This is a genomic window from Pseudomonas sp. 30_B, from assembly GCF_017491605.1.
Taxonomy (GTDB): domain Bacteria; phylum Pseudomonadota; class Gammaproteobacteria; order Pseudomonadales; family Pseudomonadaceae; genus Pseudomonas.
In genome coordinates this window covers 104,180-130,414 of record NZ_JAFGYY010000017.1, presented here as the reverse complement: position 1 = coordinate 130,414, position 26,235 = coordinate 104,180, and the positions used below count along the sequence as shown (strand labels likewise).

The following is a 26,235-nucleotide window of genomic DNA, read 5'->3' as shown; positions in this document are numbered from 1 at the left end:
AGTGGGGGCAGGGCGGGGCGCGCCTGCCATTCTTCGAGGAAGTGACGGAACAGCTGGCGGGCGGCGTAATCGATGTCGAAGGACGCGGTGGGCATGGAGCGCTCGGGAGATTGTCGTCTTGTGCTAGCGAGTTGTTATCTTATGCTAGTCTGGCGGTGAAAGCCGAGCCCTATACTGCGCCCACGGACAAGAACTACAAGGGCCTCCCATGACCGCTCCGGACCGCTTCCGCTCCTCCAATTCCCCCACCGACCGCTTTGCCGAACTGCTGCTGCACAACGGCCGCTTCTACACCCTCGACCCAGCCCAGCCCTGGGCCGAGGCGGTGGCCATCCGCGACGGCCGCCTGCTGGCGGTGGGGCGTCGCGAGGAGATGGAGCACCTGGTCGGCCCCGATACCCTGGTGCGCGACCTGGGCGGCGCCTTCTGCATGCCCGGCCTGCACGACATGCATACCCACCCGGACCTGGCGCTGAACCCGCGCTACGCCGACGACCTCGACGTCGGCATCGAGGACCCGACCCCGGAGCAGCTTGCAAAGGCGATTCAAGACTACGCCGCCAGCCACCCTGGCAACGGCTGGATCTACGGCCAGTATTGGGTCCGCTACACCTTCCGCGAAGCGGGGCTTACGCCGGGCCGCGAATGGCTCGACAGCATCATGCCGGACCGCCCGGTGGCGCTGCTCGACCGCATGTGGGGCACCATGATGGTCAACTCCCGCGCGCTGGAGCTGGCCGGCATCGACGCCGACACGCCCGATCCGCGCAACGGCTACCTGGAGCGCGACGAGCTCACCGGTGAGCCCAAGGGCCTGATGATCGACGGCGCCTACGCGCTGATCCACGCCGCCATGCCGCCGACCCCGGCCAAGGTGCTGCGCCAGTCCTACCGCGAGGGCGTGCACTTCCAGAGCTCTCGCGGTGTCACCGCGGCCAAGTATCTGCACGTCTGCGAGAACCGCCTGGATGCCCTCAAGCACCTGGACGACAACGGGCAACTGACCCTGCGCGTGGAGGCTGCGATCAGCTGGCAGGACGACATCTTCCCGGTGCGCCGCCGCTGGGAGCTGCTCAGCGGCGAGCGTCACTACTACCGCAGCGCGCGGCTGTCGGCGAACGCGGTGAAGTTCCACTTCGACGGCACCGTCGAGCCGCGCTCCTCCTTCCTGATTACCCCGTGGCCGGGCGAAGACGCCTGGCGCGGCAAGCTCAACCTGACCCCCGAGCACATCACCGACATGGTGGTGGACATGGACCGCCGCGGTATCCGCGTCATCGCCCACTGCACCGGCGATGCGGCCTCCGACGTGTTCCTCGATGCGGTGGCCGAAGCGCGCCGGCGCAACGGCTTCAGCGGCGTGCGCCACCAGTGCGCGCACAGCACCATCCTGCACCCGGGCAACCTCAAGCGCTTCCGCGAGCTGGACGTGATTGCCGAGTTCTCCCCGGCAGCCTGGTACCCGACGCCCTTCGCCAGCGGCGCGCGTTCCGGCTACGGCCAGGACCGCCTCAAGCGCATCTACGACTTCAAGGGCGTGCTGGCCGCCGGCGGTATCGCGGTCTTCGGCACTGACTGGCCGGTGGCGTCCATCGACCCCTGGCTGGCGCTGGAAACCCTGGTCACCCGGCAGAACCCCTGGAACGACGACCCGGCCTGCTTCGGCGAGCCGATCAGCCTGGAGCAGGCGATCAAGGTCGCGACCCTCAACGGCGCCTACGCCATGGGCCTGGAGAAGCTCACCGGCAGCCTGGAGGCGGGCAAGTCGGCGGACTTCATCGTCCTCGATCGCGACCTGTTCGCCCAGCCTGCGCGCAACTACATCCACCGCACCGAGGTGCAGCTGACCTTCGTCGAAGGGCGCCCGGTATACGACCGCCTCGGCCAGTTCAGCGATACCGCGCTGGCGGCGGTGTGGCAGGGCGAGCCGCCGCGCATCGAAGGCGTCAACGCATGAACGCGGCGAGCATCCCGGTGACCGTGGTCGCCGGCTTCCTCGGCGCCGGCAAGACCACGCTGCTGCGCAACCTGCTGGAGCGCTGCGAGGGCCGGCGCCTGGCGGTGATCGTCAATGACTTCGGCGAGCTGAACATCGACGCCGGGATGATCGCCGAACAGACCGAGGCGGTGTACAGCCTGGAGAACGGCTGCATCTGCTGCAGCGTGCAGGACGACCTGCTGGCGCAGCTGGAGCGCCTGGCGAACATGAATCCGCCGCTGGAACAGGTGGTGATCGAATGCAGCGGCGTGTCCGACCCGCAGCGCATCGTGCAGACCCTGGGCTACCCCAAACTGCGCAAGCGCCTGCACCTGGACGCGGTGCTTACCGTCGTGGACGCGGCCCGTCGCGAACCGCTGGAAGGCGAATACGCCCGACTGGAACGCATGCAGGCGGCCGCCGCCGATCTGCTGCTGCTGAACAAGTGCGACCTGCTGGACGCCGAGACCCTGGCGGCGCAACGCGAGCGCTTCGGCCGTGGCGCGCGGGTGCTGGAAACCATCCAGGCGCAGATTCCCGATGAGCTGCTGCTGGGCGAACCGTCACGCAAGCTGCGCCCGCACGGCCAGGAAGGCGTCGATCACGGCGACCTGTTCGAGAGCTGGAACTGGCAGGGCGAGGCGACCTTCGATGGCGCGCGGCTGAAACGCTGGCTGGAGACGCTGCCGCGTGGCCTGCTGCGGCTCAAGGGCCTGGTGCGGGTGGCAGGGCAGGACGGTGCGCTGTGGCTGCAATACGTGGGCGGGCGCTACCAGTTCCGCCCGGCGACCGCCGCAGAGGCGGCGCAGGGTTCGCGGCTGGTGTTCATCGCGGAGAAGGGCGGGCAACTGCGCGCTGATCTTGAGACCGGACTGCGAAATTGCTTTTCGTAGGAGCAACTGTCTCCTTCTGGGGGGCCGTGCCAATGCATCCCCCTCACCCCAGCCCTCTCCCTCAGGGAGAGGGAGCAGTCCGAGCCGACTGACGCCAAGGTTTCATCCTGCGTCGAACGGTCCCCTCTCCCCCTGGGAGAGGGTTAGGGTGAGGGCCAACCCGAGCGCAGATATATCTCGTAGGAGCGGACCTTGTCCGCGAAGCGCCCAGCTCCAGACTCCGCCGGGAGACTGTTCGCGAGCAAGCTCGCTCCTACAGGTTTTGTGCGGAAATGAAAAAGCCCGGCTCATGGCCGGGCTTTTTCGTGCTGCGCCTGGAGTCAGGCAGGCATGTGCCACTCTTGCAGGCGGTAGCCTTCGCGGTTCAGCTCGTCGCGGGCCTGTACCAGCAGGTCCTCGAGCTGTTCCGGGTCGGAATAGGCGGAGCTGGGGATGCGGGTGAGCCCCAGCAGGCGGGTGCCGGTCCGGTCGATGACGGACAGGTCGAGGCTGCCGTCGCCCCCCTGAGAAACCCAGGTCACGCACTGGAAGGGTTGGAAGGCTCGTCCGGTGATCAGCAGAGCCTCGTTGAAACGAAGGGTCGCATTCATGGTGTGATCTCTCTGCGCGGTAATCCGTTGCGAAGATGGCGACGGCGGTCCATCCGCCATCGTGTTCGTTCACGCAATTGATGTTTTCAGAACCGAAGAAAGTCACAGCCCATGTCGCGTCTGTACACAAACTGGTCGCAAATCAAACCGAATGGATCGCTACAGGCCCCGTCAACCGTGGCCTGCAGCGATAACCGGGGTGCGCCACCGCGCCGCATGTACCGCTCGTCGTCGCTGACGAACGGTCAGGCCTGCATCGCCCAGCCGTCCACGTTCATCGCTGCCTGGCGCAGCGCCTCGGAGCGGGTCGGGTGCGGGTGGCAGGTGCGCGCGATGTCCTCGGCGGCGCCGCGGAACTCCATGGCCACGCAGTACTCCGCGATCATGTCGCCGACGTTCGGGCCGATCATGTGCACGCCGAGGATCTCGTCGCTGCGCTCGTCCGCCAGCACCTTCACGAAGCCCTCGGTCTCGTGGTTGATCTTCGCCCGGCTGTTGGCGGTGAAGGGGAACTTGCCCACCTTGTAGGCACGGCCCTCGGCCTTGAGCTGCTCCTCGGTCTTGCCCACGGTGGCCACTTCCGGGTGGGTGTAGATCACGCTGGGGATCACGTCGTAGTTCACTTCCCCGGCCTTGCCGGCGATCAGCTCGACGCAGGCGATGGCCTCGTCCTCGGCCTTGTGCGCCAGCATCGGGCCGGAAGTCACGTCGCCGATCACCCAGATGCCCGGCACGCTGCTGCGGTGCTCGTGGTTCTCCAGCATGCCGCGCTTGTCGGTGGTGAGGCCCACGCTCTCCAGCCCCAGGCCCTGCGTATAGGGGCGGCGGCCGATGGCGAGCAATACGTAGTCGGCCTGGATCGACTCCGCCGCGCCGCCGGCGGCCGGTTCCACGCTCAGGGTCACCTGCTTGCCGCTGACCTTGGCCTGGGTGACCTTGCTGCCGAGCTTGAAGATCATGCCCTGCTTGGTCAGCGCGCGTTGGAAGGTCTTGGCGGTTTCCAGGTCCATGCCGGGGCAGATGCGGTCGAGGTATTCGATCACCGTCACTTCGGCGCCCAGGCGGCGCCACACCGAGCCCAGCTCCAGGCCGATCACCCCGGCGCCGATCACCACCAGGTGCTTGGGTACTTCGGGGATGGACAGCGCGCCGGTGGAATCGAGGATGCGCTGGTTGTCGACTTCCACGCCCGGCAGCGGGGAGGGCTCCGAGCCGGTGGCGATGATGATGTCCTTGGCGGTCAGCGTACTCTTGCTGCCGTCGGCGGCGGTCACTTCCACCTTGCCCGGCCCGTCGATCCGGCCCCAGCCCTTCACCCAGTCCACCTTGTTCTTGCGGAACAGGAACTCCACGCCCTTGGTCAGCGCGGCCACGCTCTCGGCCTTCTGCTTCATCATCTGCGCCAGGTCCAGCTTCGGCTTGACCTGGATGCCGAGGTTGGCGAACTCGCCGCCGGCCGCCGCTTCATACAGCTCCGAGGCGTGCAGCAGCGCCTTGGATGGCATGCAGCCGACGTTCAGGCAGGTGCCGCCGAGGGTCTCGCGGCCCTCCACGCAGGCGACCTTCATGCCCAGCTGGCCGGCGCGGATGGCGGCGTTGTAGCCGCCGGGGCCGCCGCCGATGACGATCACATCGTAAGTGCTCATGCAGTGCTCTCCGTACGTGGAAAAGAGGTGAATCGAGGTTAGTCCGTGCCCGCCGGATCACCAGCGCAGGGCCTTGAACGTGCGTCATTCAGTTTGTATTACATGCATAATATATTCGTCCGGGCAAGTTGCCGGCACATGACAGGCGCGGCGGGGAGGGCGAGAATGCGGGGCTTTGGCGCCACAGATTCGCGCGCCTACGGAGAATTCATGAAGATCGACTGCGATTTCGACAGCGGCAACATCCAGGTCATCGACACCAGCGACCCGCGCCACGCGCGCCTGGCGCTGCGCCCGGATACCAGAAGCCCGCACTTCCAGTGGTTCCACTTCAGGGCCGAGGGCCTGGAACCCGGCCAGCAGTACCAGTTCAGCCTGACCAATGCCCCCGGCTCCAGCTACACCGGCGGCTGGCCGGGCTACAACGCCGTGGCCTCCTATGACCAGCGCGACTGGTTCCGCGTGCCCAGCACCTTCGACGCCAACGGCCTGCACTTCACCCTCGACGCCGAGCAGCCCCAGGCCTGGTTCGCCTACTTCGAGCCCTACAGCCGCGAACGCCATGCCGAACTGGTGAAGCGCGCCATCGACAACGGCGCCGAGTTGCTTGCCACCGGCCACAGCATCGAAGGCCGCGAGCTGCCGCTGTTGCGGATCGGCAAGGGCGCGCCCGGCGCCCGCAAGATCTGGCTGATCGCCCAGCAGCACCCCGGCGAGCACATGGCCGAGTGGTTCATGGAAGGCCTGATCGAGCGCCTGCAGTCAGGCGACGCCGACATCCAGCGCCTGCTGGAGCGCGCCGACTTCTACCTGGTGCCGAACATGAACCCCGACGGCGCCTTCCACGGTCACCTGCGCACCAACGCCGCCGGCAAGGACCTCAACCGCGCCTGGGCCGCACCCAGCGCCGAGGAGAGCCCGGAAGTGCTGTTCGTGCAGGAGCAGATGGCGAAATACGGCGTGGACCAGTTCCTCGATGTGCACGGCGACGAGGAAATCCCCTTCGTGTTTGCCGCTGGCTGCGAGGGCAACCCGGAATTCACCCCGCGCCTGGATCGCCTGGAAAGCCTGTTCCGCGAGCGCCTGGAAGCCAACGGCGAATTCCAGAGCGTGCACGGCTACCCGAAGGACGCCCCCGGCCAGGCCAACCTGACCCTGGCCTGCAACCATGTCGGTCGTACCTACGACTGCCTGTCGCTGACCCTGGAAATGCCGTTCAAGGACCACAACCTGTCGCCCAATGCCCGCACCGGCTGGAACGGCGCGCGTTCCAAGGCGCTTGCCGACGCGGTGCTGACTACCGTCGCCAGCTTGCTCGACGACCTGCGCTGATCAAGGGTACCCATTGGGCACCCGTCGCAGGCATGGCCCGCTTCTACGCGACCGCCTGTGGTAGCCAGTAGGATGGTGTGGAGCGAAGCGATACCCATCAGTTTCCATGCGAATACGCTGATGGGTATCGCAAGCTCCACCCATCCTACGAGCTGATCCTTACCTGCGGCTTGGTGCTGGCTCTTTGTAGGAGCGAGCTTGCTCGCGAACCGATCCACACACGGTGTTTCCGGGGAGTTCGTTCGCGAGCAAGCTCGCTCCTACAGGCCCCCGAACTGACCGTTCGATCAATCCGCCCTCGAATTTCGTTGAATCTTCCGACGCAGCTGCTAGTCCAAAAGATGAGGCATTCGCACGCAGGAGGTGCGTATGAATCGACATCGGAAGCTGTTAACCCCGCAGGAGATAGAAGACCTGCAGGAGCGCATGGACGCCATGGAAGAACTGGACTTCAGAGAGCGCCGTGAAGTGCGCAAGAACCGCTCGGGCGAACACAGGCACCGCACCTACGCTGGCGCGATAGCCTGATCAGCAGGGCCCCAGGGCCCATCCCCACTGGCGCAAGTCAACTCGGGTAACACGGCAGGGCCGATCCGGCGCCACTCGCCGGACCGGCCTCCGTGAACAGCGCAGCCACGTTCATTTCGTCGGACAATTCCGACGTCCCATGGTCGCCGCTGACCTCCCGTCAGCCGGCTCCGCCCGCCAAGGTGCGCTCCAGAGCGGTTCGTCTCCGTAACGTCGCGCATGTCCAGTAGCCGTGATCTTACAAAAGACCACCTGAAAACTTGAATCGCATCACATAGAATCGGGTTTTCCGCTGTACCTAATCCGCTTTGCCCCGGTAGTCAGACGTCGCTTTATGGATACCCACAACACCCCCCTCGGACCGGTTCCGGCACACCTCGTCCGCGAAGCAGTCGCCAAGAAAACCGGCCTGGGCTGGGTCGTCGAATTCAATGTTGCCACCTGGCTCAACCTCGCTGTGCGCGACGAAACGCCGATCACCCTCAAGGTGAGCTATCAGGATGGCGAGCGCACCCGCGAAGTGCGGCTGGACAAGAGCAAGGTCGTCGGCGGCCAGCGCATCCTGCTGTGCGGCATCGCCCGCCTGGGCGTGAACCAGAAGCTCGAATCCATGAGCCTGTCGCTGGAAACCCATTCGCCCATCCAGTCCCTGCTGGTCGAGGAACTCTTCGTCCAGGCCGTCGATCGCCAGACCGCGAAGCACGGCACCCGCAAGTCCCGCTGAACACCTGTCCGCCGCGAGAGGCGGGCGCCGCTCACTGGCGCGTTGCAATCGTCCGGCATTCCCGCAGCCTATGGAGCGCCGCCGGGCTTGCGATCCGCCGGCCGGAGCGGAGAACATCGCCTGGCCCCGCCCATAGCGCCAGGACCCGCCCATGCCCTTCGACGTCGAACAGCTCAAGCTCTACACCGCCCATCGCGGCCTCTCGATTCCCCTGCTCGACCTCCTGCAGTTCCGCCATGCACCGGCAGCGGACGGCAAGGGGGCGGGTTGCATCGTCCTGCGAGTCGAACCGCACCACCTCAACGGCTGGGCCAACGCCCACGGCGGGCTGATCATGACCCTGCTCGACGTGGCCATGGCGGTCAACGCCAGCGAGGCGGACGAAGCCCGGCGCGGCGTGGTGACCATCGAAATGAAGACCAACTTCCTGCGCCCCGGCGGCGAAGTGGGCGAGGTGCTCGAAGCCCACGGCAGCGTGCGGCACCACACGCGCTCCATCGCCTTCTGCGAGGCCGAGCTGCGCAACGGCGCCGGCGTTGTGGTGGCTTCCGCGTCCGGCACCTTCAAGTACGTCAACGCCCCGCGCCCGCTAGCTGACGCTTGATCGGCCCCGACGGCTGGGGCGGTTGCCAGCGCAGTCATCTGCCATCCCGCTGCGTAAGGACTCAGCTGTCAGACCTGAGAAGGCTCTAATTCGGGCTCTGAAGGATATTTCCTTGCCTTGTTGTCACGAATTCGTCATACAACGTAACTACATTTTTCTGTCATGAAAATGTCACCCACGGACGAATATGCCAGTGACGGCACAAGGCAACACTCATGCTGCTCGATGACAAGACCCTTCCCCGGCGCGTCCAGCGCGACCTCCTCGACGACCACGACGAAGAGCTGGAACTCGAACTCTTCGACGAGCTCTACGACCTCGAAGGCCTGCGCCAGGGCGACCTGCAATCCCACGAAGAACGCCTGGCGCGCCAGCGCTACTTCCACACCCTGTTCCGCCTTCAAGCCGAGCTGGTCAAGCTGCAAAGCTGGGTGGTGAAGACCGGCCACAAGGTGGTGATCCTCTTCGAAGGCCGCGATGCGGCGGGCAAGGGCGGCGTCATCAAGCGCATCACCCAGCGCCTCAACCCCCGCGTCTGCCGTGTCGCCGCATTACCCGCGCCGAACGACCGCGAGCGCACCCAGTGGTACTTCCAGCGCTACGTCTCGCACCTGCCGGCGGCGGGGGAGATCGTCCTGTTCGACCGCAGCTGGTACAACCGCGCCGGCGTCGAGCGGGTGATGGGCTTCTGCTCCGACGACCAGTACGAGGAATTCTTCCGCAGCGTGCCCGAGTTCGAACGCATGCTGGTGCGCTCCGGCATCCAGGTCATCAAATACTGGTTCTCCATCTCCGATGAAGAACAGCACTACCGCTTCCTCAGCCGCATCCACGACCCGCTCAAGCAGTGGAAGCTCAGCCCCATGGACCTGGAATCGAGAAGGCGCTGGGAGGCCTACACCAAGGCCAAGGAAACCATGATTGAGCGCACCCACATCGACGAGGCGCCCTGGTGGGTGGTGCAGGCCGACGACAAGAAGAAGGCCCGGCTCAACTGCATCCACCACCTGCTGAGCCAGATCCCCTACGAAGAAGTCAGCCAGCCCAGCGTCCAACTCCCCGAACGCCAACGCCATACCGGCTACCGCCGCAACCCCACGCCGGACGAACTGCTGGTGCCGGAGTTCTACTGACCACCCGCGTCGCCCCGTAGGAGCGGGCCATGCCCGCGATTCGCGCGCATGGCGCGCTCCTACAGTGAGTTTCGGCGCACCGTAGGGCGCACAACCGTTCGCGGTTGTACGCCGATACACCGTGGGCATGGCTCGCTCAATGGTCGAACCCGGAGTGCCCGGTGGCCCCGGCCAAACGGCGTATAACGTCGAACGTTATACGCCCTACGTCCTGGCTACCTGTTGTTCGCGGCAGCGGCGGGCTGGCTTCGGGTTTCTACATTGGACTTGGAGTTGAGGTATCGAGCTCTTTCGCTAACAGGTTCAACAGGAAGCGCCGTGCTTTGGGCGCTTCTGGCGAACGGCTGGAAGGATGCTGTATGCGGAAGCAGCGAATGTGGCCATACAGCCGGAACTCCCAAAGCTGCCGATTGGCGATGCCCTGGCTGGCGTAATCCTTGCCATCGGTACACACCTGATCCGGCCCGCTGATAGGGAAGAACGCACGGCGCTGGGCAACAGAGCTCATGCCGTTGGCGAAGATGATGGTGTCTGGCGCGAAGTAGTCGATCTGCACGTCCAGAAGCCGTTTCGAGTAATGCTGAATGATGCTCAGCAACTCCGGAGCGGTCCGCAATGGGCTGCTGCCCTTCCAGGAGAAACAGAACAGGTTCGAATAGATCAGCCCGCGCCTGTCCACCACCTTCGACAGGGCGCGGGTGAAGTTGTGGAACGACTTGCCACGGTCGTTGGAGTCATTCAGCTCCTTGTCGAAGAAGTCTTGATGCTTCGACATGGCGAGATCCACATAATCCTCGATGTTCGAGAATGCAGCCTTGTTGATCCACGCACGCGTCTCACTGCCAATCACCATGACCCGTTGTCTCGCCTGTGCGAGTTCAAGGGGGGCGCTGGGTAGGAACAGTCCGGACAAATCGGTCAGCTTGCGCTCTTTGCCCAGCAGCTGCGGATCGAGTCCTTGCAGTGCTTCCAGATATCGGGCCTTTAGTTCGTGATGCACAGATTCTTCCTTGAGTAGAGGTGAACGGCATCGCCGCTCGCCGACAGTTACTGTCCTGCGATTATTCCAGATGCTTCAGTGCGTAGGGCGTACAACCGTTCGCGGTTGTACGCCGATACACCGTGGGCATGGCTCGCTCAATGGTCGAACCCGGTGTGCCCGGTGTGCCCGGTGTGCCCGGTGGCCCCGGCCAAACGGCGTATAACGTCGAACGTTATACGCCCTACGTCCGCAGCCGCTTCGCCCAACCGCGCCAACCCGTACGCCCGGCAATGGGCGAATGCCCGCCGACCACACGCGGCAGGTCGCCCACGCTCAGCCAGAGCTGATCCTGCCAATCCAGCACGGCCAGGCACTGCTTCTCGAACTGCAACTGCACATGGCGCGGGCCGTTGGAGGCGAACTGGCTGCGCACCTGCGGCACCACCGTGCCGCTGATCCAGCGCCGCAGCGCATCGCTGGCGGTCCGGTCGGTGTTGTACAGGATCAGCGCCTGATACACGCCGGACTCGCTCACCAGCACGTAGTCGAGCACCAGGCCGTCTTCGGTCGGCAGCTGTTCGCTGCGCACCTGGTCATCGGCCAAGCGATTGGCCATGCGCTCCACATGCGGGTAGCCCGCCAGGCGGCAGAAGTCGGAGAGGATGAACCAGACCTGATCATCGATCAGCAGGGCGCGGAGTTGGCGGCGGTTGCGGATGAAGGGGCGTGGGGTTGCGAGGGATGAATCGTCCATTTCAGTCACATCTCTACTACGAGCAGACCACCAGCGGACGATGTTGGATCAGCAGCCACACGAACCCAACACGCCGCGTTCCGGTGGACGGCCCAAATGGTTGGGCCGCCGATCAGATCGGCGATTGTCTCTAGGGTTTTCGGGCTGCTAATCCCGGCCCCGTCGGTTTCACGGGGCGGGTGGAGGGTAGATAGTCTGAAGTAGGGACGTCAAGTGCATTGTGATTTTCTAATTAGATATCTACGTGCAGTTCTAATTGCCTCTGCCGCGAATTCTATTGAAGCGGCCTTCTTCACTTGATTTCGGATTGGTCCTACATCCTCTCTGCAATAGTTTGGTTAATTTCACTACTCGTTTACTTAAATCGAGGAAAAGAAATGTCGATCGGACATTACATTCGTCAGGGTGATAGGACGACCTGCGGCGGGGTGGTTCTAGAGGGAAATCCGAGCTTTACAATGCATGGAGTTCCTGTGGCGCGTTCGGGGGATGCCGTAACGTGCGGTAAGGATGGTAAACACTATCTGATAGCCGGAGGCTTTGAGAGCTTCATGATTGGTGAAGCTGTGGCTGGAACTCTGGATAGTGTTAGTACTTGCCCTTGTCGGGCTAGGCTAATCCACTCGTTGTCAAGTGCGACCTATCAATCTCGCCAAGACGCCGCCACGTTAGGAGAATTCGCTGCAGGTGTAGCGCCCTCATCTCATGTGGCTGCGGCCTCAGTAGGCACAGCTCGTATTTTTGCAAAATCCTTTGTGATCACCGATAGCAACACTGGAAAACCATTGGCAAACCGAAAGTACATTGCACTGGTCGATGGATGTCGAAAGGTAGGAGTAACAGATTCTAACGGTATGGCTATCGTCGAAGCGCCTGTGGAGGGAGCAGTGATTAGAGTTCACGTAATTTTCCATGCTCCTGCGCGCGAATTGGCAGAGTTCTCGGAGATGTTCGTATGAGGGAAGAAATTTTCATTACAAAAGAAAAGGCGCAGGAGATCAAATCGGGTCAGTCCGTAGCCTCTGTCTCAATTACAGTGAATGATCGCGCTGCCACTCGCGAAGCTATCATCAGGAAAGTCCGACAGCTTGGTGCTCAGTTTGTCGAGCGATCTGAGTGGGGTGCTGTAAAAGGCAACGCTACAGCAACTGACTGGGATTACTCAATGATTGCTCTTCACCACGCAGGGCGAAGCTATTCGTGTGGTGCTGGGGCGGAACAGATGCGAGAGACCCAAGAAGAACAGATTGATAAATTCGAGGATTTTTCCTATCACTTTGGTATCAGTTGCGATGGGGTGATTTATGAAGGGCGGGATATTCGCCTGAAAGGCTCACATGTGAGGCAGTACAACACTGGAGTCATTGGGATTGTATTGCTGAACAACCTCAGCACAGCTGATGAGGGAGGGGATATCGTTGCGTTGGGACGCCAGGGTCTGGAGTTTCTTGGTATGAACACGACAAATTCCATTCCAGCAGCGCAATTCGATTCGGTGATAACCTTGATCTCTGCGTTGAAGAGCGTATTCGTCATCAAACATTTTGGCGGCCATCGCGAGTACCCTAACCAATTGTCTGAAGGAAAGATTTGCCCAGGAAATGTTGGAATAGAACTTGTGAAAAATATTCGCAAGAGAATGGGCCTGCTTCCCCCGCCAACATCATGAAAAAGCTCATCGTTCTCCTTCTGGTACTATGCGCAGCCCATCTGTATGTGGGCTTCTACAAGACTCGCTGGGCCGAGGACAACAAGAGGGTCTTCTTCATAAAGAAATATCCCTCGTTGCAAGTTGAGTTCGTAAATCTCTTTGCTAGCGACGCGGACGACAAGCCCCTTGATCAATTGAGCCCACTGGAGCGGGCTACGGTGCGTGATTACTGTAAGTATCGCCTAGGTATCGAGACTGAGCTGAAAACGCAGACCGAATTGGATGCCTGTAAAGAGCGCTGAGTTAAGTGGTTTCAGACTCAACAAGCCCGCTAATGTGCGGGCCTGTTGTCTTATCTCTCATACTGCTCTATGGCTTTCAGTGGCGTTGTTGTATCTGGAGTATCTCCTTGCAGCGTTATTCCCCGCCGATTCCATTCCTCTGATGCCGATAAACACTCACCGCCTCATAAACCGCCTTCCTTAGCCGGTTGATGCCCCCAATCGGCCGGTGCTCCGGCAGTGCATGCCAGGGGTTGTAGGAGAGGTTGTCGCAGGCGAGGTTCTGCTCGCGGCTGTCGAAGTCCTGGGCGGGGATGCTGACGGTGGCGACGGTCTGGAAGGGGGCGTCCTTTTCGCTCCATTCAACGCTGGTGTCTTCGATGGGCATGTACTTGCTCGGGTCCTGCTTTTGCACTTGCAGGGCGAAGCAGGCGGGTACGCGGTCGACCGAGAGTTGCTGGTACATGGCGGTGCGTAGGAAGTTGGGCTGCGTTTCGTTGAGCTTGGGTAGCTGGTAGGCCGGGCAGCCTTCGCTGAGGGGGATGACGCGGTACTTGATGTTGTTCGCCTCGCCCAACTTGTAGGGGGCAATGCCGTTGTAGCCGGCCTGCAGCGGGCTGTCGGGGGCGGGGGCGAGGGTTTGCAGGGCGATGATCAGGTGGCGGAGTTCCCAGGTGCTGGGCTTCCAGCTGGGGAAGAAGGCGCCGATCTGCTGGCCGCTGGCTTGGGCGGCGAAGTTCTGCCGGTATTCGGCGACGTCGCGGACGAAGAACACCGGGTGGTTGAACATGACGAAGTCCTGCTCGGTGTCGTGGCCCTTGCCGGGCATCAGCTTGGCGCCGGGGACGTCGAGCAGTTTGATGGCCATGCCGCGGGCGTCGCGGGCGCTGTCGAACTGCGGGTAGGGGTTGCCGTTGGAGAAGCGCACCATGGCCTGCCACTTGTGGCCGGGTTCGGCGAATACGCCCTGGCGCAGGCCGGGGGCGAGGTCGCTGGCGACTGTGACTTCGGCCTTCACGCAGCCGTGGGCCTTGGCGTGGGCGTCTCGCAATACGCGGGTGTTGTCGCGGTGCTGTTCGACGATGCGCAGGGCGTCTTCGATGATGGCCTGGGTGAGCTGGGCTTCGCCTGGCGGGATTTCCTCCTGGGCAGAGACGGGGCCGGAGAATTTCCAGGCGTAGTAGAGGCTGCCGATGCCCCAGCCGAGCAGGCCGATGGCGGCGAGGCCGAGCAGCAGGCGGCCGAGTAGTTTGCCGAGGGAGAGCCAGAGGCGGGTGAGCAGGGATTGCATGGCACGGGGTCCTTTCGTGTTCTTTTTTATGGAGGGGACTCCGGGAGCTTCCCTCTCCTTGACCCTCTCTCTTGGGGGAGAGGGGACTGCTTGGTGGATTGGAACGGGGGCATTGCCCTCACCCCAGCCCTCTCCCGGTGGGAGAGGGGGCGGATCGGTGTTTCGGTGGTGGTGCGGAGCGGTGGCTCTTCTGTAGGAGCGAGCTTGCTCGCGAACAAATTTCCCGGCAGCTCCGGAGTGAAGCGGGTTCGCGAGCAAGAACTGGGCGTCCCCCTCGGTCCTACGAAAAGCAGCGCGTTACTCGCACTTCGGTCCGGGCGTCCAGGGTTGGGTGGGGACGTTCGGGTCGAGTTTGCTTTCGTACTCGGGGTTGCCCAGCACCTTCAGGTATTCCACCAGCGCCCAGCGTTCTTCCGGGCTGAGGGCGCGGCCGATGGCGCCGTCCTTGCGGCAGCCGTCGCGGAATTCGTGGCCGCCGTTGCTGTTGCCGGTGATGCTGGTCTTGTAGAGGAAGCCGCCGGGGAAGCGCTCGGTGCGGTAGCCGGCGTATTTGGGGTCGTACTCGAAGCTGCCGACCCAGAACTGTTTGTCGCGCTCGGCCACCGGGGAGAGCAGCTGGAACAGGTTGGGCACCGAGCCGTTGTGCAGGAAGGGCGGGGTGGCCCAGATGCCATCCAGCGGGCGGGCCTTATAGGCGCGCAGTTCCTGCACGCCGATGGGCAGGCCGTAGCCGTTCATTTCCTGCTGCTGTTCTTCGCCGATGTGGGCATCGCGGTAGGCGCGCTGTTCTACGAAGGCGGTGACGTAGGCCAGGCCCTTGGCGGCGGAGATCTTCGACAGGTCCAGCGGTTGCTCGCTCTGCGGGTAGAGGTGGACGTTCATGCCCTGCAGCTCTTCGGCCTTGAGCTTCAGCGGGCGGATGTCGAAGCTGTGGTCGGCGATATTGTCGGCGGTGGTCGGGTCGGTGCCGACTTCTTTGGTGGGGACCAGCTTCATGCGCCACTCGGGCACGCGGGCCGGGGCGATGTAGTCCTTGGCGCCGGGCTCCTTCACGTGCGGGCCGTGGCAGTAGACGCAGTTGGCCTGGAACAGGGCGCGGCCCTGGGAGGCCTTGGCCAGGTCGATCTCGCCGAAGACCTCCTTCGGCCAGGTCGGCGGCTTGAGCTGCTTGAGGGTTTCCTCGAGGGTGTAGAGGTCGCGCAGGCGCACGCTGGAGGCGTAGCGCTCGTCGCCCAGCACCGGTGTGCCGTCGCTCTCGAACATACGCAGGGTGGCGCCGACGCCGAGGGCTTCGCCGATGTTGCGGGCCATGGGCTGCATGGCCGAGCCGTTCCACTGCACCCAGTCGAATTTCCAGATGTCCCACACCTGCGGGTAGTTCACCGGGGCGTTGGCGACGCGGTAGTTGGAGGCGTCGATGCCGTCGCCGAACACGCTGTTGGCGATGCGCCCGAAGGCGTCGGCGCGGCCGGGGCCTTCCTGGGTCGGGTAGAGGCCGCGGTGGGTGTCGTTCCAGGCGGTGGAGACGAGGGTGCCGAGCACGTTGCGCACGTCGCGCTTGAGCGCGGCCTTGCCCTTGGGATAGCGGTCGCCCAGCACGCCCTTGGCGAAGCGGTCGAACTTCCACGGCACGTAGTAGGTGGCCGCAAGGCTGGCGCCCAGCGCCTGGCCGAAGGCGCCGCCGCGCAGGGTGGGCACGGTGGAGGCGATGGAGTGCATGGCCGCGCCGCCGTCGATGCGCACGGCGGTGCCTTTGTAGCGCAGCTCGCCGGTGTGGCAGGCGGAGCAGGTGATGTCCAGGTACCAGGCGCCGGTCTCGCCGTCCTGATGGCGGGCGAAGCCGACGGGCAGGTTGCCGGGGTTCTTCGGGTTGGCGGCCTTGGTGTCGTCGGCATCGCGGCCGATCTGCTCGGGCTCGATGAGGAAGCCGAAGCGCGCGAGGTTTTCCGGGCTGGCGAACTTGTCCCTGGAGAAGGGCTGTTCCAGGTGGGTGAACCAGTCGTAGCGCAGGCCTTTCACCTGGGTGCCCTGGGGCGTGTAGTAGTAGGTCTCGCGGTCCGCCTGGGTCCACTGGTCGAGGTGGATCATCTTTTCCGGCGGGGTGTACTGCGGCAGGTTGGGGTGGGCGGTGTACCAGGCGATGAGGCCGCCGATCAGAAGAAGCAGGAACAGGACTGCAAGTAGGACGCGGCCAACAATGCGCATCGAAACTTCCTTGTTTTAAGTGCGAAATGGACTTGGACGTTTATGCCAAGTGTGGGACGGATTGGCAAGGTGATGGCGCGCGGGGTTCAGGGTTTTTCGAGGTCGTCGGCCTGGCCTGGGGGCTAGTGGCCGGGGCGCAGGTCAAGCAGCAGGCTGAGACTCAGCAGTACGCCAATCAGCACGCCGACCAGGCAGGCGATGATCAGCGGACGGCGCAGGCTGCGGCTGTCGTCTTCATCGTCGGGCAGGCGGGAGCGGATGGCGGGCCAGAGTTCGTCCGGCGGCGGCAGTTCGGGCCAGAGTTTGTCGCCGGGCTCGGGCGGCGGACGCTCGGCAAGCTGGTAGAGCAGGGCGGCCATCCAGTCCAGCGCGGCGCTGCGGGTGGGGTGGTAACGGTCGCCGTCGGTCCAGATGTGCAGGAAGGTGTCGACGAACAGGGCATCCGCCTCGTCCTGCCGTGGCCGCAGGCGTAGCGCCAGTGGGTACAGGCGCGGGGCGGTGCAGCGGTAGAGCGTGGCGAAGGCACGCAGGTCGCCGTCGCCGCTCTCGGCGAGCAGGTGGCTGAGGAAGTTTTCTTCGTCCTGGTCGATGCGGCCCTCCGGCGGTGACGCGGCGAGCGTGGCTGCGTGTGGATGGAGGGTAAGGATAGATGGTGGGGCGCGCGGTGCTTCCTGCCTCGGCTTTCCTTCATCCCGTCAATGGTTGTGCGCACTATTCAGACACGGCTCCGGGCTGCTCTTCGTAGGAGCGAGCTTGCTCGCGAACCGCATGGCAGCGGAGTGCCGGGCAAGCTCTGTTCGCGAGCAAGCTCGCTCCTACAATAAGGGTGGCGCTTCGCCGTCAGATCACATCCTCGAACGGCAACCCCACATAGTTCTCCGCAATGGTCGTGCGCCCGGCCTCGGAGCTGACGAAGTAGTCCAGCTCGGTCTCCAGCATGCGCCGGGTGAAGGCGTCGTTCTCGGGGAAGTGATGCAGCATCGAGGTCATCCACCAGGAGAAGCGCTCGGCCTTCCAGATGCGCCGCAGTGCGATGGGCGAGTATTGCTCCAGCAGCTCGGTCCGGCCTTCGCCGTAGACCTTCACCAGGATGCGGTACAGGGTGTTCACGTCGCTGGCGGCGAGGTTCAGGCCCTTGGCGCCAGTGGGCGGGACGATGTGGCCGGCGTCGCCGACCAGGAACAGGCGGCCGTAGTGCAGCGGCTCCACCACGAAGCTGCGCAGCGGGGCGATGCTCTTCTCCAGCGAGGGGCCGGTGATCAGCTGGCGCGCGGCGTCCTCGGGGATGCGGCGCTTGAGTTCGTCCCAGAAGCGCTCGTCGGACCAGTCTTCCACCTTCTCCTCCAGACCCACCTGCAGGTAGTAGCGGCTGCGGGTGGCGGAGCGCTGGCTGCACAGGCTGAAGCCGCGCTCGCTGCTGGCGTAGATCAGCTCGTGGTTGACCGGCGGGGTGTCGCTGAGCAGGCCGAGCCAGCCGAACGGGTAGACGCGTTCGAAGATGCTCAGGCGCTCGGTCGGAATGGTGCGCCGCGCCACGCCGTGGAAGCCGTCGCAGCCGGCGATGTAGTCGCAGTCCAGGCGCACTTGCTCGCCCTGGTGGGTGAAGGTGACGTAGGGCTTTTCGCTGGTGACGTCGTGCAGTTCCACGTCGGCCGCTTCGTACACGCTCAGGGCGCCGCTGGCGGCGCGGACCTGCATCAGGTCGCGGGTCACTTCGGTCTGGCCGTAGACCATCACCTGCTTGCCGCCGGTCAGGCCCTTGAGGTCGATGCGCTCGCGGCGGCCGTTGAGCACCAGTTCGAAACCGTCATGAACCAGCCCTTCGGCGTCCATGCGTTCGCCCGCGCCGGCTTCGCGCAGCAGGTCGGCGGTGGTCTGTTCGAGCACCCCGGCGCGGATGCGGCCGAGTACGTAGTCGGGAGTCTGGCGTTCGAGGATGACGGTGTCGATGCCAGCCTTGTGCAGCAGCTGGCCGAGCAGGAGGCCGGACGGGCCGGCGCCGATGATGGCGACCTGGGTTTTCATGAGGAAGGTCCTTTTGAATGGCCTGTTGTTTTTGTTACCTGCATTTTTTGTGGATCGGATTGGGCTTTGAAGGTAATTTCCAACAGTCTTCTTGGACTTTTCATGGATGTGTTCGGTGATCGAACAAGCGCGCTGCAATCCGGTTCCGGTATTTCGCCTGTATGGCGAGACCACCGCTTGGCCGACGCCGGACCTGATCCACTGCGAATCCATCGCCTCGCGCAGCCGCCTGCACGACTGGGAAATCCGCCCGCACCGCCACGGTGATCTGGTGCAGCTGCTGTATGTGCAGTCCGGCGCGGCGGAGCTGGAGGTGGAGGGGCAGGTGATGCCGGTCCGCGAGGCGTCGCTGCAGGTCACGCCGGCGCTGGCGGTGCACGGTTTCCGCTTCGCCGAGGATGTGCAGGGCTGGGTACTGAGCATGGGCCTGCCGCTGGCCGAACAGCTCGGCCGCCTGCTGGAAAGCACGGTGCTGGAGCAGCCGGCGTGCTTCGCCGTGGGCGAGGGCAAGCGCCATCTGGACGCGCTGTTCGAGTCCATCGACCGTGAGTACGCCGGGCACGCGCCGGGCCGCGACCTGATGCTGCAATCGCTGCTCAACATGCTGCTGGTCTGGCTCAGTCGCCGGTCGCTGGAGCAGACCCATGCCGAGGCCAGCCAGCAGGATCGCGGCATCGAGCATGTGCAGGCGTTTGCCCGCCTGCTGGAGCAGGACTTCCGCGAACACCGGCCCATCGAGCACTACGCGGCGAAGCTGGGTATCAGCGCCGCGCACCTCAATGCGCTGTGCCGGCGCCTGGCCGGGCAGTCGGCGTTGCAGATGATCCACCAGCGCCTGCTGCTGGAGGCCAAGCGCCATCTGGTGTACACGACCCTGACCGTGCAGCAGGTGTCGGACAGCCTGGGCTTCTCCGAGCCCGCTTACTTCTCCCGATTCTTCAAGCGCTACGCCGGGGTCTCGCCCCGTGCCTTCCGCGATAAGCGTTGAGCCGCCATGAATATTGATTCGCGTATCAAGTTCCGCCACCTGGTGTGTTTCCTCGAAGTGGCCCGGCAGGGCAGTCTGGCCCGCGCGGCGGATGTGCTCGCGGTGAGCCAGCCGGCCATCTCGAAGACGCTCAAGGAGCTGGAGGACCTGCTCGAAGCCAGCCTGTTCGAGCGCGGCAAGAGCGGCGCCAGCCTGACCGAGGCGGGCGTGGCCTTCCTGCGTTACGCCGGCCCCTGCGTGCAGGCGCTGCGCGACGGGGTGAACAGCCTGCGTGGCGGCGAGTACGCCTCCAGTACCGTGCGGCTGGGCGTGCTTTCCACCGTGGAAAGCCTGCTGATGCCGGAGGTGGTGCGGCGCCTGCACGAGCGCCATCCGGCGCTGGTGGTCAGCGTGGTCACCGGGCCGAGCGCACACCTGCTGTCGCAACTGCGAGTGGGCGAACTGGACCTGGTGGTCGGCCGCATGACCGAAAGCCCGCAGATCCAGGGCCTGGCCTTCGAGCACCTTTATAGCGAGTCCATGACCCTGGTGGCCCGCGCCGGCCATCCGCTGGTGGGCAGTCCGCTGCCGCCTTCGGCGCTGGACGACTGGCCCCTGGTGCTGCCGCTGGCCGGTACCACCATCCGCAAGTCCGCCGACAGCCTGCTGGTGCAGAGCGGCCTTGGCCAGCCGCGCCAGCGGCTGGAGACGCTCTCCACCGTGCTCAGCCGCCGTTATGTATTGACCAGCGACGCGCTGTGGATCGCCCCGCTGGATTCGGTGCGCCTGGACCTGCGCAACGGCGAGATGGTCGAACTGCCGCTGGACGTGCAGGAACCGGGCGGTTCGGTGGGCCTGTGCAGCAACTCGACGCTGCCGCTGTCCCTCGGCGCGCACTGGTGCCTGGAGGTGTTGCGCGAGGTGGGCGAGGCGTACCGCGAGGGGATTTATCCATAACCATTTGGTTATGGATTGCGGGCATCTTTTCAATTTTCGGCGCCGGGCGTGCGGGTGACACTCCGCCGCACTGCCTGATGCAACAGGCTCCTATAAATCCAACAACAGGAGACCGACATGTCCGACGCGGAACACAGCCGCTTCGTCATTCGTGACCGAAACTGGCACCCCAAAGCCCTCACGCCCGACTACAAGACCTCCATCGCCCGTTCCCCGCGCCAGGCGCTGGTGAGCATTCCGCAGTCGGTCTCCGAAACCAGCGGCCCTGACTTCTCGCACTTGAAGATGGGCGAGCACGACAACGACCTGCTGCTGAACTTCAACAACGGTGGCCTGCCGATCGGCGAGCGCATCCTGATTTCCGGCCGGGTCATGGACCAGTACGGCAAGCCCGTCCCGCATACCCTGGTGGAGATGTGGCAGGCCAACGCCGGTGGCCGCTACCGCCACAAGAATGACCGTTACCTGGCGCCGCTGGACCCGAACTTCGGCGGTGTCGGCCGCGCGCTGACCGACAGCGAAGGGCGTTACATCTTCCGCACCATCAAGCCCGGTCCGTATCCCTGGGGCAACGGCCCGAACGACTGGCGCCCGGCGCACGTGCACTTTTCCATCAGTGGCCCGTCGATCTCCACCCGCCTGATCACCCAGCTCTACTTCGAGGGTGATCCGCTGATCCCGATGTGCCCCATCGTCAAGTCCATCGCCAACCCGGACGCGGTGCAGACGCTGATCGCCAAGCTCGACATGAGCAACGCCAACCCCATGGACTGCCTGGCCTACCGCTTCGACATCGTGCTGCGTGGCCAACGCAAGACCCATTTCGAGAACAAGTGAGGAGGACCGACCATGCCTATCGAACTGCTGCCGGAAACCCCTTCGCAAACCGCCGGCCCCTACGTGCACATCGGCCTTGCCCTGGCCGCTGCCGGCAACCCGGCCCGTGACCAGGAAATCTGGAGCGAGATGGCCAAGCCCGGTGCGCCCGGCGAGCACATCCTGCTGGTCGGCCACGTCTATGACGGCAACGGCCACCTGATCCGCGATTCCTTCCTGGAGTTGTGGCAAGCCAACCATGAAGGTGTGTACGACAGCGCCTACGACCTGGAAAAGCCCTTCAATGGCTTCGGGCGCACGGCGACGACCTTCGACGCCGGCGAATGGCAGGTGCGCACCGTCAAGCCCGGCGTGGTGAAGAACGCCGCCGGCGTGCCCATGGCGCCGCACATCAACGTTTCGCTGTTCGCCCGCGGCATCAATATCCATCTGCAGACGCGCATCTACTTCGACGACGAGGCAGAAGCCAACGCGGCGGACCCGGTGCTCAACCGCATCGAGCAGCCCGAACGTCGGCAGACGCTGATCGCCAAGCGCTGCGAGGTGGACGGGAAGCTCGCTTACCGCTTTGATATCCGCGTCCAGGGTGATGCGGAAACGGTGTTCTTTGACTTTTGATACTGAAATATCCGCCGAAACGGTCGCCGACCGTGTTCGGCGGCACTTCGCCGCCGCGCTCGATGAGCGCGGCTATCGTGCGGACGAGGCCCAGCTGACGGCGGTGGATCACCTCGCCAGCTGGCTCGACGATTTTCTCGCCGGCCGTCACGGCTTCCTGCGCAAGCCGGTGGCGGGCGTCTACCTGTGGGGTGGTGTAGGGCGGGGCAAGAGCTTCGTCATGGACCACTTCTTCGCCGCCGCGCCGATCCAGGCCAAGCGCCGCGTGCACTTCCACGCCTTCTTGCAGGAATTGCAGGGGCGCATGCTGGCGATCACCGGCCAGTCCGATCCGCTGGTGCGCGTGGCCCGCGCCATCGCCGAGGAAACCCGGCTGCTGTGCTTCGACGAATTCCATGTGCACGACATCGGCGATGCCATGCTCCTGGGGCGCATGCTCAAGGTGCTGGTGGACGAGGGCGTGGGGCTGGTTTGTACCTCCAACTACGAGCCGGAAAACCTCTGCCCGAACCCGCTGTACCGCGAGCGCTTCCGCCCGGCCATCGAGCTGATCGAAAAGCGTTTCGACGTGGTGTCGGTGGACGCTGGCCAGGACTATCGCGAGCACAGCACGTCGCTGGAGGAGTGGGGCACTTATCTCTGGCCGGCGACGACGGAGGATATCGAGTTGATTGATTCGCGCTTGGGGTTGGCGGACGAGGCGCACTTCAATGAAACGCTCAGCGTCAATCACCACCCGCTGAAGATCCATGCCCATGACGACCGCTGCGCCTGGATGGACTTCAGCGAGATGTTCGAGCGCCCGCGTTCGGCCAGCGACTACCTGTGGCTGATCGAGCACTTCCCGCGCATGGCCGTCAGCGGTCTCGGCCCGTTGGCGGATTACCCGCCGGACGTGAGCATGCGTTTCCTCAACTTCATCGACATCGCCTATGACCGGCAGCTGCGGTTGCAACTGTTTGCCTCGGTTTCGCTGGAGGAATTGGCGGCCGGTGGGTGGGCGGTGGATTTCGCGCGGACCTTGAGCCGGCTGCGGCAGTTGAAGCTGGAGCCGCTTTAGGCGCGAGCGTCACCCGTGACGCCGATGTGGCTGTGGGACTCGCGGACAAGGTCCGCTCCTACGGGAGTGGCGGCACGCGCACGGCGCTGCTTTTCGTAGGAGCGGATCTTATCCGCGAAAGGTTTCGCCTGACGCCGATGCGCCCAGGAAGAATCAGGCGGCCGGCGTGTCATCCAAGCTCCGTTCGATAATCGGCCATTCCAGTTGCGATAATCGCTCAGCCGTATCGATAATCGCCCGGAGCCCGCCTGCCTGGAACCACAAGAAATGACCGACGCCCCCCGTGCCAGCCTGCCGCCCCTTGCGCCGCCGATCATCGCTTCGCCCGCCAAGCGCATCGAGGCGTTCACCGGCGATCCGAACTTCATGACCTCGCTGGCGCGCGGCTTGGCAGTGATCCATGCCTTTCAGGAGCGCAAGCGCCACCTGACCATCGCGCAGATCAGCCACCGTACCGAGATTCCCCGCGCCGCCGTGCGCCGCTGCCTGCATACGCTGATGAAGCTGGGCTACGTCACCTCCGACGGGCGCACCTATTCGCTGTTGCCCAAGGTGCTGACCCTCGGCCACGCCTACCTGTCGTCCACGCCGCTGGCGGTCACCGCCCAGCCGATCCTCGACCGCCTCAGCGAGCAGCTGCACGAGGCCTGCTCGATGGCGACCCTGGAAGGCGACGAAATCCTCTACATCGCCCGTTCAGCGACGCCGCAGCGCCTGATCTCCGTGGACCTCAGCGTCGGCAGCCGGTTGCCGGCCTACTGCACCTCCATGGGCCGCATCCTGCTCGCCGGCCTGGATGACCAGGCGCTGGAGGACTACCTGTCTCACGCCGACCTGCAGGTGAAGACCAGCCGCACCGTGCATACCCCGGAAATGCTCCGCGCGAGCATTGCCGAGATCCGCCAGCAGGGCTGGGTGATCATCGACCAGGAGCTGGAAGTCGGCCTGCGCTCCATCGCTGTGCCGCTGAAAGATTCCGCCGGCCAGGTGCTGGCGGCGCTGAACGTCGGCACCCACGCCGGGCGGGTGTCGCGCCAGGAACTGGAGACGCGTTTCCTGCCGGTGCTGCTGGAGGCCAGCCGCGAACTGGGCACCCGCCTGTTCCATTGAGCGGCGGCATGCCTCCTCGGAGGTATGCGCGGTGGCGCCGCAGGGGTGGCGCTGCGTCGTACTGATCCACGGCAACGAAAGCGCCGGGCGGCCAACCTAGACTCCGGGACCGCCCTCATCCCCGCCAAAGGAGTCACCCATGCACGTGGACATCGCCATCGTCGGCGCCGGCCCCGCCGGGCTGTGCCTGGCCCGCTCGCTGTCCGGCAACGGCCTGTCGGTCCAGCTGATCGAGCGCCAGCCGCTGGCGAATCTCGCTGAGCCGGCCGAGGACGGCCGCGAGATCGCCCTGACCCATGCCTCCCGCGCCGAACTGCAGCGCTTGGGCATGTGGTCACGCATCGATCCGCAGGAGATTTCGCCACTGCGTGATGCCCAGGTACTCAACGGTCCGTCGCTGTTCGCGCTACGCATCGAGGCGGGGCAGGCGGGGGCCGAGCAGTTGGGCTACTTCGTTTCCAACCAGGTGATTCGCCGCGTGGCTTTCGATGCGGTGCATGAGTGCCCGGACGTGTCGCTCGTCTGTGGCAGGGCGCTGCGCTCGCTGCAAATGGAGCGCGAGGGCGTGCGACTGACGCTGGACGACGACAGCATGGTCCATGCGCGTCTGCTGGTTGCCGCCGACAGCCGCTTCTCCGAGACGCGGCGGATGCTCGGCATCGGCGCGAGCATGGAGGATTTCGGCAAGACCATGATGGTCTGCCGCATGGCCCACGAGCGGCCGCACCACAACGTGGCCTGGGAGTGGTTCGGTTATGGCCAGACCCTGGCGCTGCTGCCGCTCAATGGCGACCGCTCCTCGGTGGTGCTGACCCTGCCGCAGCGCGAGATGGCGCCGTTGCTGGAGCTGGACGAAGCGGCCTTCGCCCATGAGATGGAGCGGCGTTTCGACCGTCGCCTGGGGGCGATGCAACTGCTTGGTCCGCGCCACAGCTACCCGTTGGTGGGCGTTTTCGCCGACCGCTTCGCCGGCCCGCGCAGCGCGTTGATCGGCGATGCCGCCGTCGGCATGCACCCGGTCACCGCCCATGGTTTCAACTTCGGTTTGCAGAGCCAGCGCCGCCTCGCTGCGGAAGTGCTGGCCACCCACCGACGCGGCGGCGACATCGGTGGTGCCTGGCCGCTGCGCCGTTACGCTACGGCTCACCGCCTGGCTACCTGGCCGCTGTACCAGGCCACGCGCCTGATCGTCGGCATGTACACCGATCCGCGTCCGCCGGTGCGCCTGCTGCGCAACGCCGGCCTGCGCCTGGCACAGGGCCTGCCGCCGCTGCGGCAGGTAATTGCGCGGCATCTGGCGCAGGGGGCGTGACGGAACGCCGGGCGTATGCCAAGCCCTGTAGGAGCGAGCTTGCTCGCGAACCGCCCAGCGCCGAAGTTCTCGGGAAAAACCGTTCGCGAGCAAGCTCGCTCCTACAAGAACCGGCCCTCATCGTGGGGCAGAAAGAACGATCCAGCCGCCATCAGAGCGGCCCCTCCTGCGTGCGCAATTCATAACAATCCGATCCAGGGGGAACCATGGCCATTACTTCCAGCGACATCTGCAAGGCCGCCGACGGTCTTTGCGGCTTTGTCGGTTTCAACCGCAAGACGGGCAAGTACATCGTGCGTTTCAGCGAGGACTCCTTCGGCATGGATGTGGTCGAGGACAGCATCCGGCCGGCCTGCGAGTTCGTCTGGACGCGGCGCGCCGGCGATGTCATGACTCTCAGTCGCGAGTGCCTGGAAATCCTCGCGGCGCAGAACATTAATGATCGCCTGAACCTCGGCGAGGCGCTGCTCACCTACCTGCGTCGTACCGATCTGCCGGAAATCGCAGCAGAACGGCGCCCGAAGTAAGCCAGTTCGCCGAGGCGGCCGGTTGCACCGGCCGGCCTCGTATCCCTCCTGGGTAGTCCCTTGCGGATCGTCCCGGCTCAGGGCTGTCCGCTCCCTCATCCCGCAAGCGCCTCAGCGAGCGCAACCCGCCGCACCCTGGCCTATGCTGTTCAGGTTCGTCTCGCGTTTAGGTGCAACCTGTCCACGTTGCGGGTTATACCTTTGTCTCGTCCGCCTGTCGGAGCGCCCCA

General features: G+C 64.5%; 26 protein-coding genes. 18 read left to right on the top strand and 8 right to left on the bottom strand.

Going from position 1 to position 26,235, the window contains the following annotated elements; genetic code table 11:
- Positions 1–208: 208 nt before the first annotated feature.
- Both J5M67_RS19135 and J5M67_RS19130 read left to right on the top strand, forming a co-directional pair.
- Complete coding sequence (locus J5M67_RS19135) at positions 209–1,957, top strand: amidohydrolase (protein ID WP_207886914.1); 1,749 nt, start codon at positions 209–211, stop codon at positions 1,955–1,957.
- Complete coding sequence (locus J5M67_RS19130) at positions 1,954–2,871, top strand: GTP-binding protein (RefSeq protein ID WP_207886913.1); 918 nt, start codon at positions 1,954–1,956, stop codon at positions 2,869–2,871. Before J5M67_RS19135 ends, J5M67_RS19130 begins: the two co-directional genes overlap by 4 nt.
- A 320-nt stretch (positions 2,872–3,191) precedes the next feature.
- Here the strand turns inward: J5M67_RS19130 and J5M67_RS19125 are convergent, their stop codons facing one another.
- Both J5M67_RS19125 and lpdA read right to left on the bottom strand, forming a co-directional pair.
- Positions 3,192–3,461, bottom strand: coding sequence for a hypothetical protein (locus J5M67_RS19125; protein WP_207886912.1), 270 nt, complete (start codon positions 3,459–3,461; stop codon positions 3,192–3,194).
- A 245-nt stretch (positions 3,462–3,706) separates the two neighbouring features.
- Entirely contained in the window at positions 3,707–5,107 is a 1,401-nt protein-coding gene (gene lpdA, locus J5M67_RS19120) for a dihydrolipoyl dehydrogenase (protein WP_207886911.1), read from the bottom strand.
- Positions 5,108–5,317: 210 nt separating this feature from the next.
- Between lpdA and J5M67_RS19115 the strand changes: the two genes are divergently transcribed.
- The 5 genes from J5M67_RS19115 (at position 5,318) to ppk2 (ending at position 9,428) form a co-directional block, all read left to right on the top strand.
- Positions 5,318–6,439: a M14-type cytosolic carboxypeptidase gene (locus J5M67_RS19115; RefSeq protein WP_207886910.1), complete on the top strand. Its 1,122-nt coding sequence runs from the start codon at positions 5,318–5,320 to the stop codon at positions 6,437–6,439.
- A 369-nt stretch (positions 6,440–6,808) separates the two neighbouring features.
- The gene (locus J5M67_RS19110; protein WP_207886909.1) at positions 6,809–6,967 is read left to right on the top strand and encodes a hypothetical protein; all 159 of its coding nucleotides are present in this window, start codon (positions 6,809–6,811) and stop codon (positions 6,965–6,967) included.
- Between the two features lie 334 nt (positions 6,968–7,301).
- Positions 7,302–7,691: a hypothetical protein gene (locus tag J5M67_RS19105; protein WP_207886908.1), complete on the top strand. Its 390-nt coding sequence runs from the start codon at positions 7,302–7,304 to the stop codon at positions 7,689–7,691.
- Between the two features lie 151 nt (positions 7,692–7,842).
- The gene (locus J5M67_RS19100; RefSeq protein ID WP_207886907.1) at positions 7,843–8,295 is read left to right on the top strand and encodes a PaaI family thioesterase; all 453 of its coding nucleotides are present in this window, start codon (positions 7,843–7,845) and stop codon (positions 8,293–8,295) included.
- 215 nt (positions 8,296–8,510) lie between these two features.
- Positions 8,511–9,428, top strand: coding sequence for a polyphosphate kinase 2 (ppk2, locus tag J5M67_RS19095; RefSeq protein WP_207886906.1), 918 nt, complete (start codon positions 8,511–8,513; stop codon positions 9,426–9,428).
- Between the two features lie 256 nt (positions 9,429–9,684).
- Here the strand turns inward: ppk2 and J5M67_RS19090 are convergent, their stop codons facing one another.
- The gene (locus J5M67_RS19090) at positions 9,685–10,428 is read right to left on the bottom strand and encodes a hypothetical protein (protein WP_207886905.1); all 744 of its coding nucleotides are present in this window, start codon (positions 10,426–10,428) and stop codon (positions 9,685–9,687) included.
- Between the two features lie 223 nt (positions 10,429–10,651).
- On the bottom strand, positions 10,652–11,164 hold the full coding sequence (locus J5M67_RS19085) for a BRO family protein (protein WP_207886904.1): 513 nt from the start codon (positions 11,162–11,164) through the stop codon (positions 10,652–10,654).
- A 377-nt stretch (positions 11,165–11,541) separates the two neighbouring features.
- On the opposite strand from J5M67_RS19085, the gene J5M67_RS19080 reads away from it, so the two are divergent.
- The 3 genes from J5M67_RS19080 to J5M67_RS19070 are packed head-to-tail and all read left to right on the top strand — an operon-like array spanning position 11,542 to position 13,117.
- Positions 11,542–12,123, top strand: coding sequence for a PAAR domain-containing protein (locus J5M67_RS19080; protein ID WP_207886903.1), 582 nt, complete (start codon positions 11,542–11,544; stop codon positions 12,121–12,123).
- A complete protein-coding gene (locus J5M67_RS19075) occupies positions 12,120–12,833 on the top strand; it encodes a peptidoglycan recognition family protein (RefSeq protein WP_207886902.1) in 714 nt (237 codons plus the stop codon). The genes J5M67_RS19080 and J5M67_RS19075 overlap by 4 nt, the downstream gene beginning before the upstream one ends.
- Positions 12,830–13,117: a hypothetical protein gene (locus J5M67_RS19070; RefSeq protein ID WP_207886901.1), complete on the top strand. Its 288-nt coding sequence runs from the start codon at positions 12,830–12,832 to the stop codon at positions 13,115–13,117. Before J5M67_RS19075 ends, J5M67_RS19070 begins: the two co-directional genes overlap by 4 nt.
- A gap of 115 nt (positions 13,118–13,232) precedes the next feature.
- On the opposite strand, the gene J5M67_RS19065 is transcribed toward J5M67_RS19070, so the two are convergent.
- The 4 genes from J5M67_RS19065 to pobA all read right to left on the bottom strand — a co-directional run bounded on the left by J5M67_RS19065 (position 13,233) and on the right by pobA (position 18,617).
- Complete coding sequence (locus tag J5M67_RS19065) at positions 13,233–14,387, bottom strand: catalase family protein (RefSeq protein WP_207886900.1); 1,155 nt, start codon at positions 14,385–14,387, stop codon at positions 13,233–13,235.
- A gap of 297 nt (positions 14,388–14,684) precedes the next feature.
- On the bottom strand, positions 14,685–16,592 hold the full coding sequence (locus tag J5M67_RS19060) for a cytochrome c (protein WP_207886899.1): 1,908 nt from the start codon (positions 16,590–16,592) through the stop codon (positions 14,685–14,687).
- 122 nt (positions 16,593–16,714) lie between these two features.
- Positions 16,715–16,951, bottom strand: a complete 237-nt coding sequence (locus tag J5M67_RS19055; RefSeq protein WP_207886898.1) for a hypothetical protein — start codon at positions 16,949–16,951, stop codon at positions 16,715–16,717.
- Positions 16,952–17,432: 481 nt separating this feature from the next.
- Positions 17,433–18,617 (bottom strand): 4-hydroxybenzoate 3-monooxygenase, encoded by a 1,185-nt coding sequence (gene pobA, locus J5M67_RS19050; protein ID WP_207886897.1) that lies wholly within the window; start codon positions 18,615–18,617, stop codon positions 17,433–17,435.
- A gap of 106 nt (positions 18,618–18,723) precedes the next feature.
- Here pobA and J5M67_RS19045 point away from each other — a divergent pair, with 106 nt between their 5' ends.
- From J5M67_RS19045 to J5M67_RS19010, 8 genes are all read left to right on the top strand, one after another.
- Positions 18,724–19,605, top strand: coding sequence for a helix-turn-helix domain-containing protein (locus J5M67_RS19045; RefSeq protein ID WP_207886896.1), 882 nt, complete (start codon positions 18,724–18,726; stop codon positions 19,603–19,605).
- A 6-nt stretch (positions 19,606–19,611) separates the two neighbouring features.
- Entirely contained in the window at positions 19,612–20,541 is a 930-nt protein-coding gene (gene pcaQ, locus J5M67_RS19040; RefSeq protein ID WP_207886895.1) for a pca operon transcription factor PcaQ, read from the top strand.
- 117 nt (positions 20,542–20,658) lie between these two features.
- The gene (gene pcaH / locus J5M67_RS19035; protein ID WP_207886894.1) at positions 20,659–21,378 is read left to right on the top strand and encodes a protocatechuate 3,4-dioxygenase subunit beta; all 720 of its coding nucleotides are present in this window, start codon (positions 20,659–20,661) and stop codon (positions 21,376–21,378) included.
- A gap of 12 nt (positions 21,379–21,390) precedes the next feature.
- The gene (gene pcaG / locus J5M67_RS19030; RefSeq protein ID WP_207886893.1) at positions 21,391–21,996 is read left to right on the top strand and encodes a protocatechuate 3,4-dioxygenase subunit alpha; all 606 of its coding nucleotides are present in this window, start codon (positions 21,391–21,393) and stop codon (positions 21,994–21,996) included.
- A complete protein-coding gene (gene zapE, locus J5M67_RS19025; RefSeq protein WP_243434749.1) occupies positions 21,986–23,056 on the top strand; it encodes a cell division protein ZapE in 1,071 nt (356 codons plus the stop codon). The genes pcaG and zapE overlap by 11 nt, the downstream gene beginning before the upstream one ends.
- A gap of 267 nt (positions 23,057–23,323) precedes the next feature.
- Entirely contained in the window at positions 23,324–24,166 is an 843-nt protein-coding gene (locus tag J5M67_RS19020) for an IclR family transcriptional regulator (protein WP_207886891.1), read from the top strand.
- A 139-nt stretch (positions 24,167–24,305) separates the two neighbouring features.
- Positions 24,306–25,478: a 5-demethoxyubiquinol-8 5-hydroxylase UbiM gene (ubiM, locus tag J5M67_RS19015; RefSeq protein ID WP_207886890.1), complete on the top strand. Its 1,173-nt coding sequence runs from the start codon at positions 24,306–24,308 to the stop codon at positions 25,476–25,478.
- 206 nt (positions 25,479–25,684) lie between these two features.
- A complete protein-coding gene (locus J5M67_RS19010; RefSeq protein WP_207886889.1) occupies positions 25,685–26,005 on the top strand; it encodes a DUF2025 family protein in 321 nt (106 codons plus the stop codon).
- The last annotated feature ends 230 nt before the right edge of the window (positions 26,006–26,235 follow it).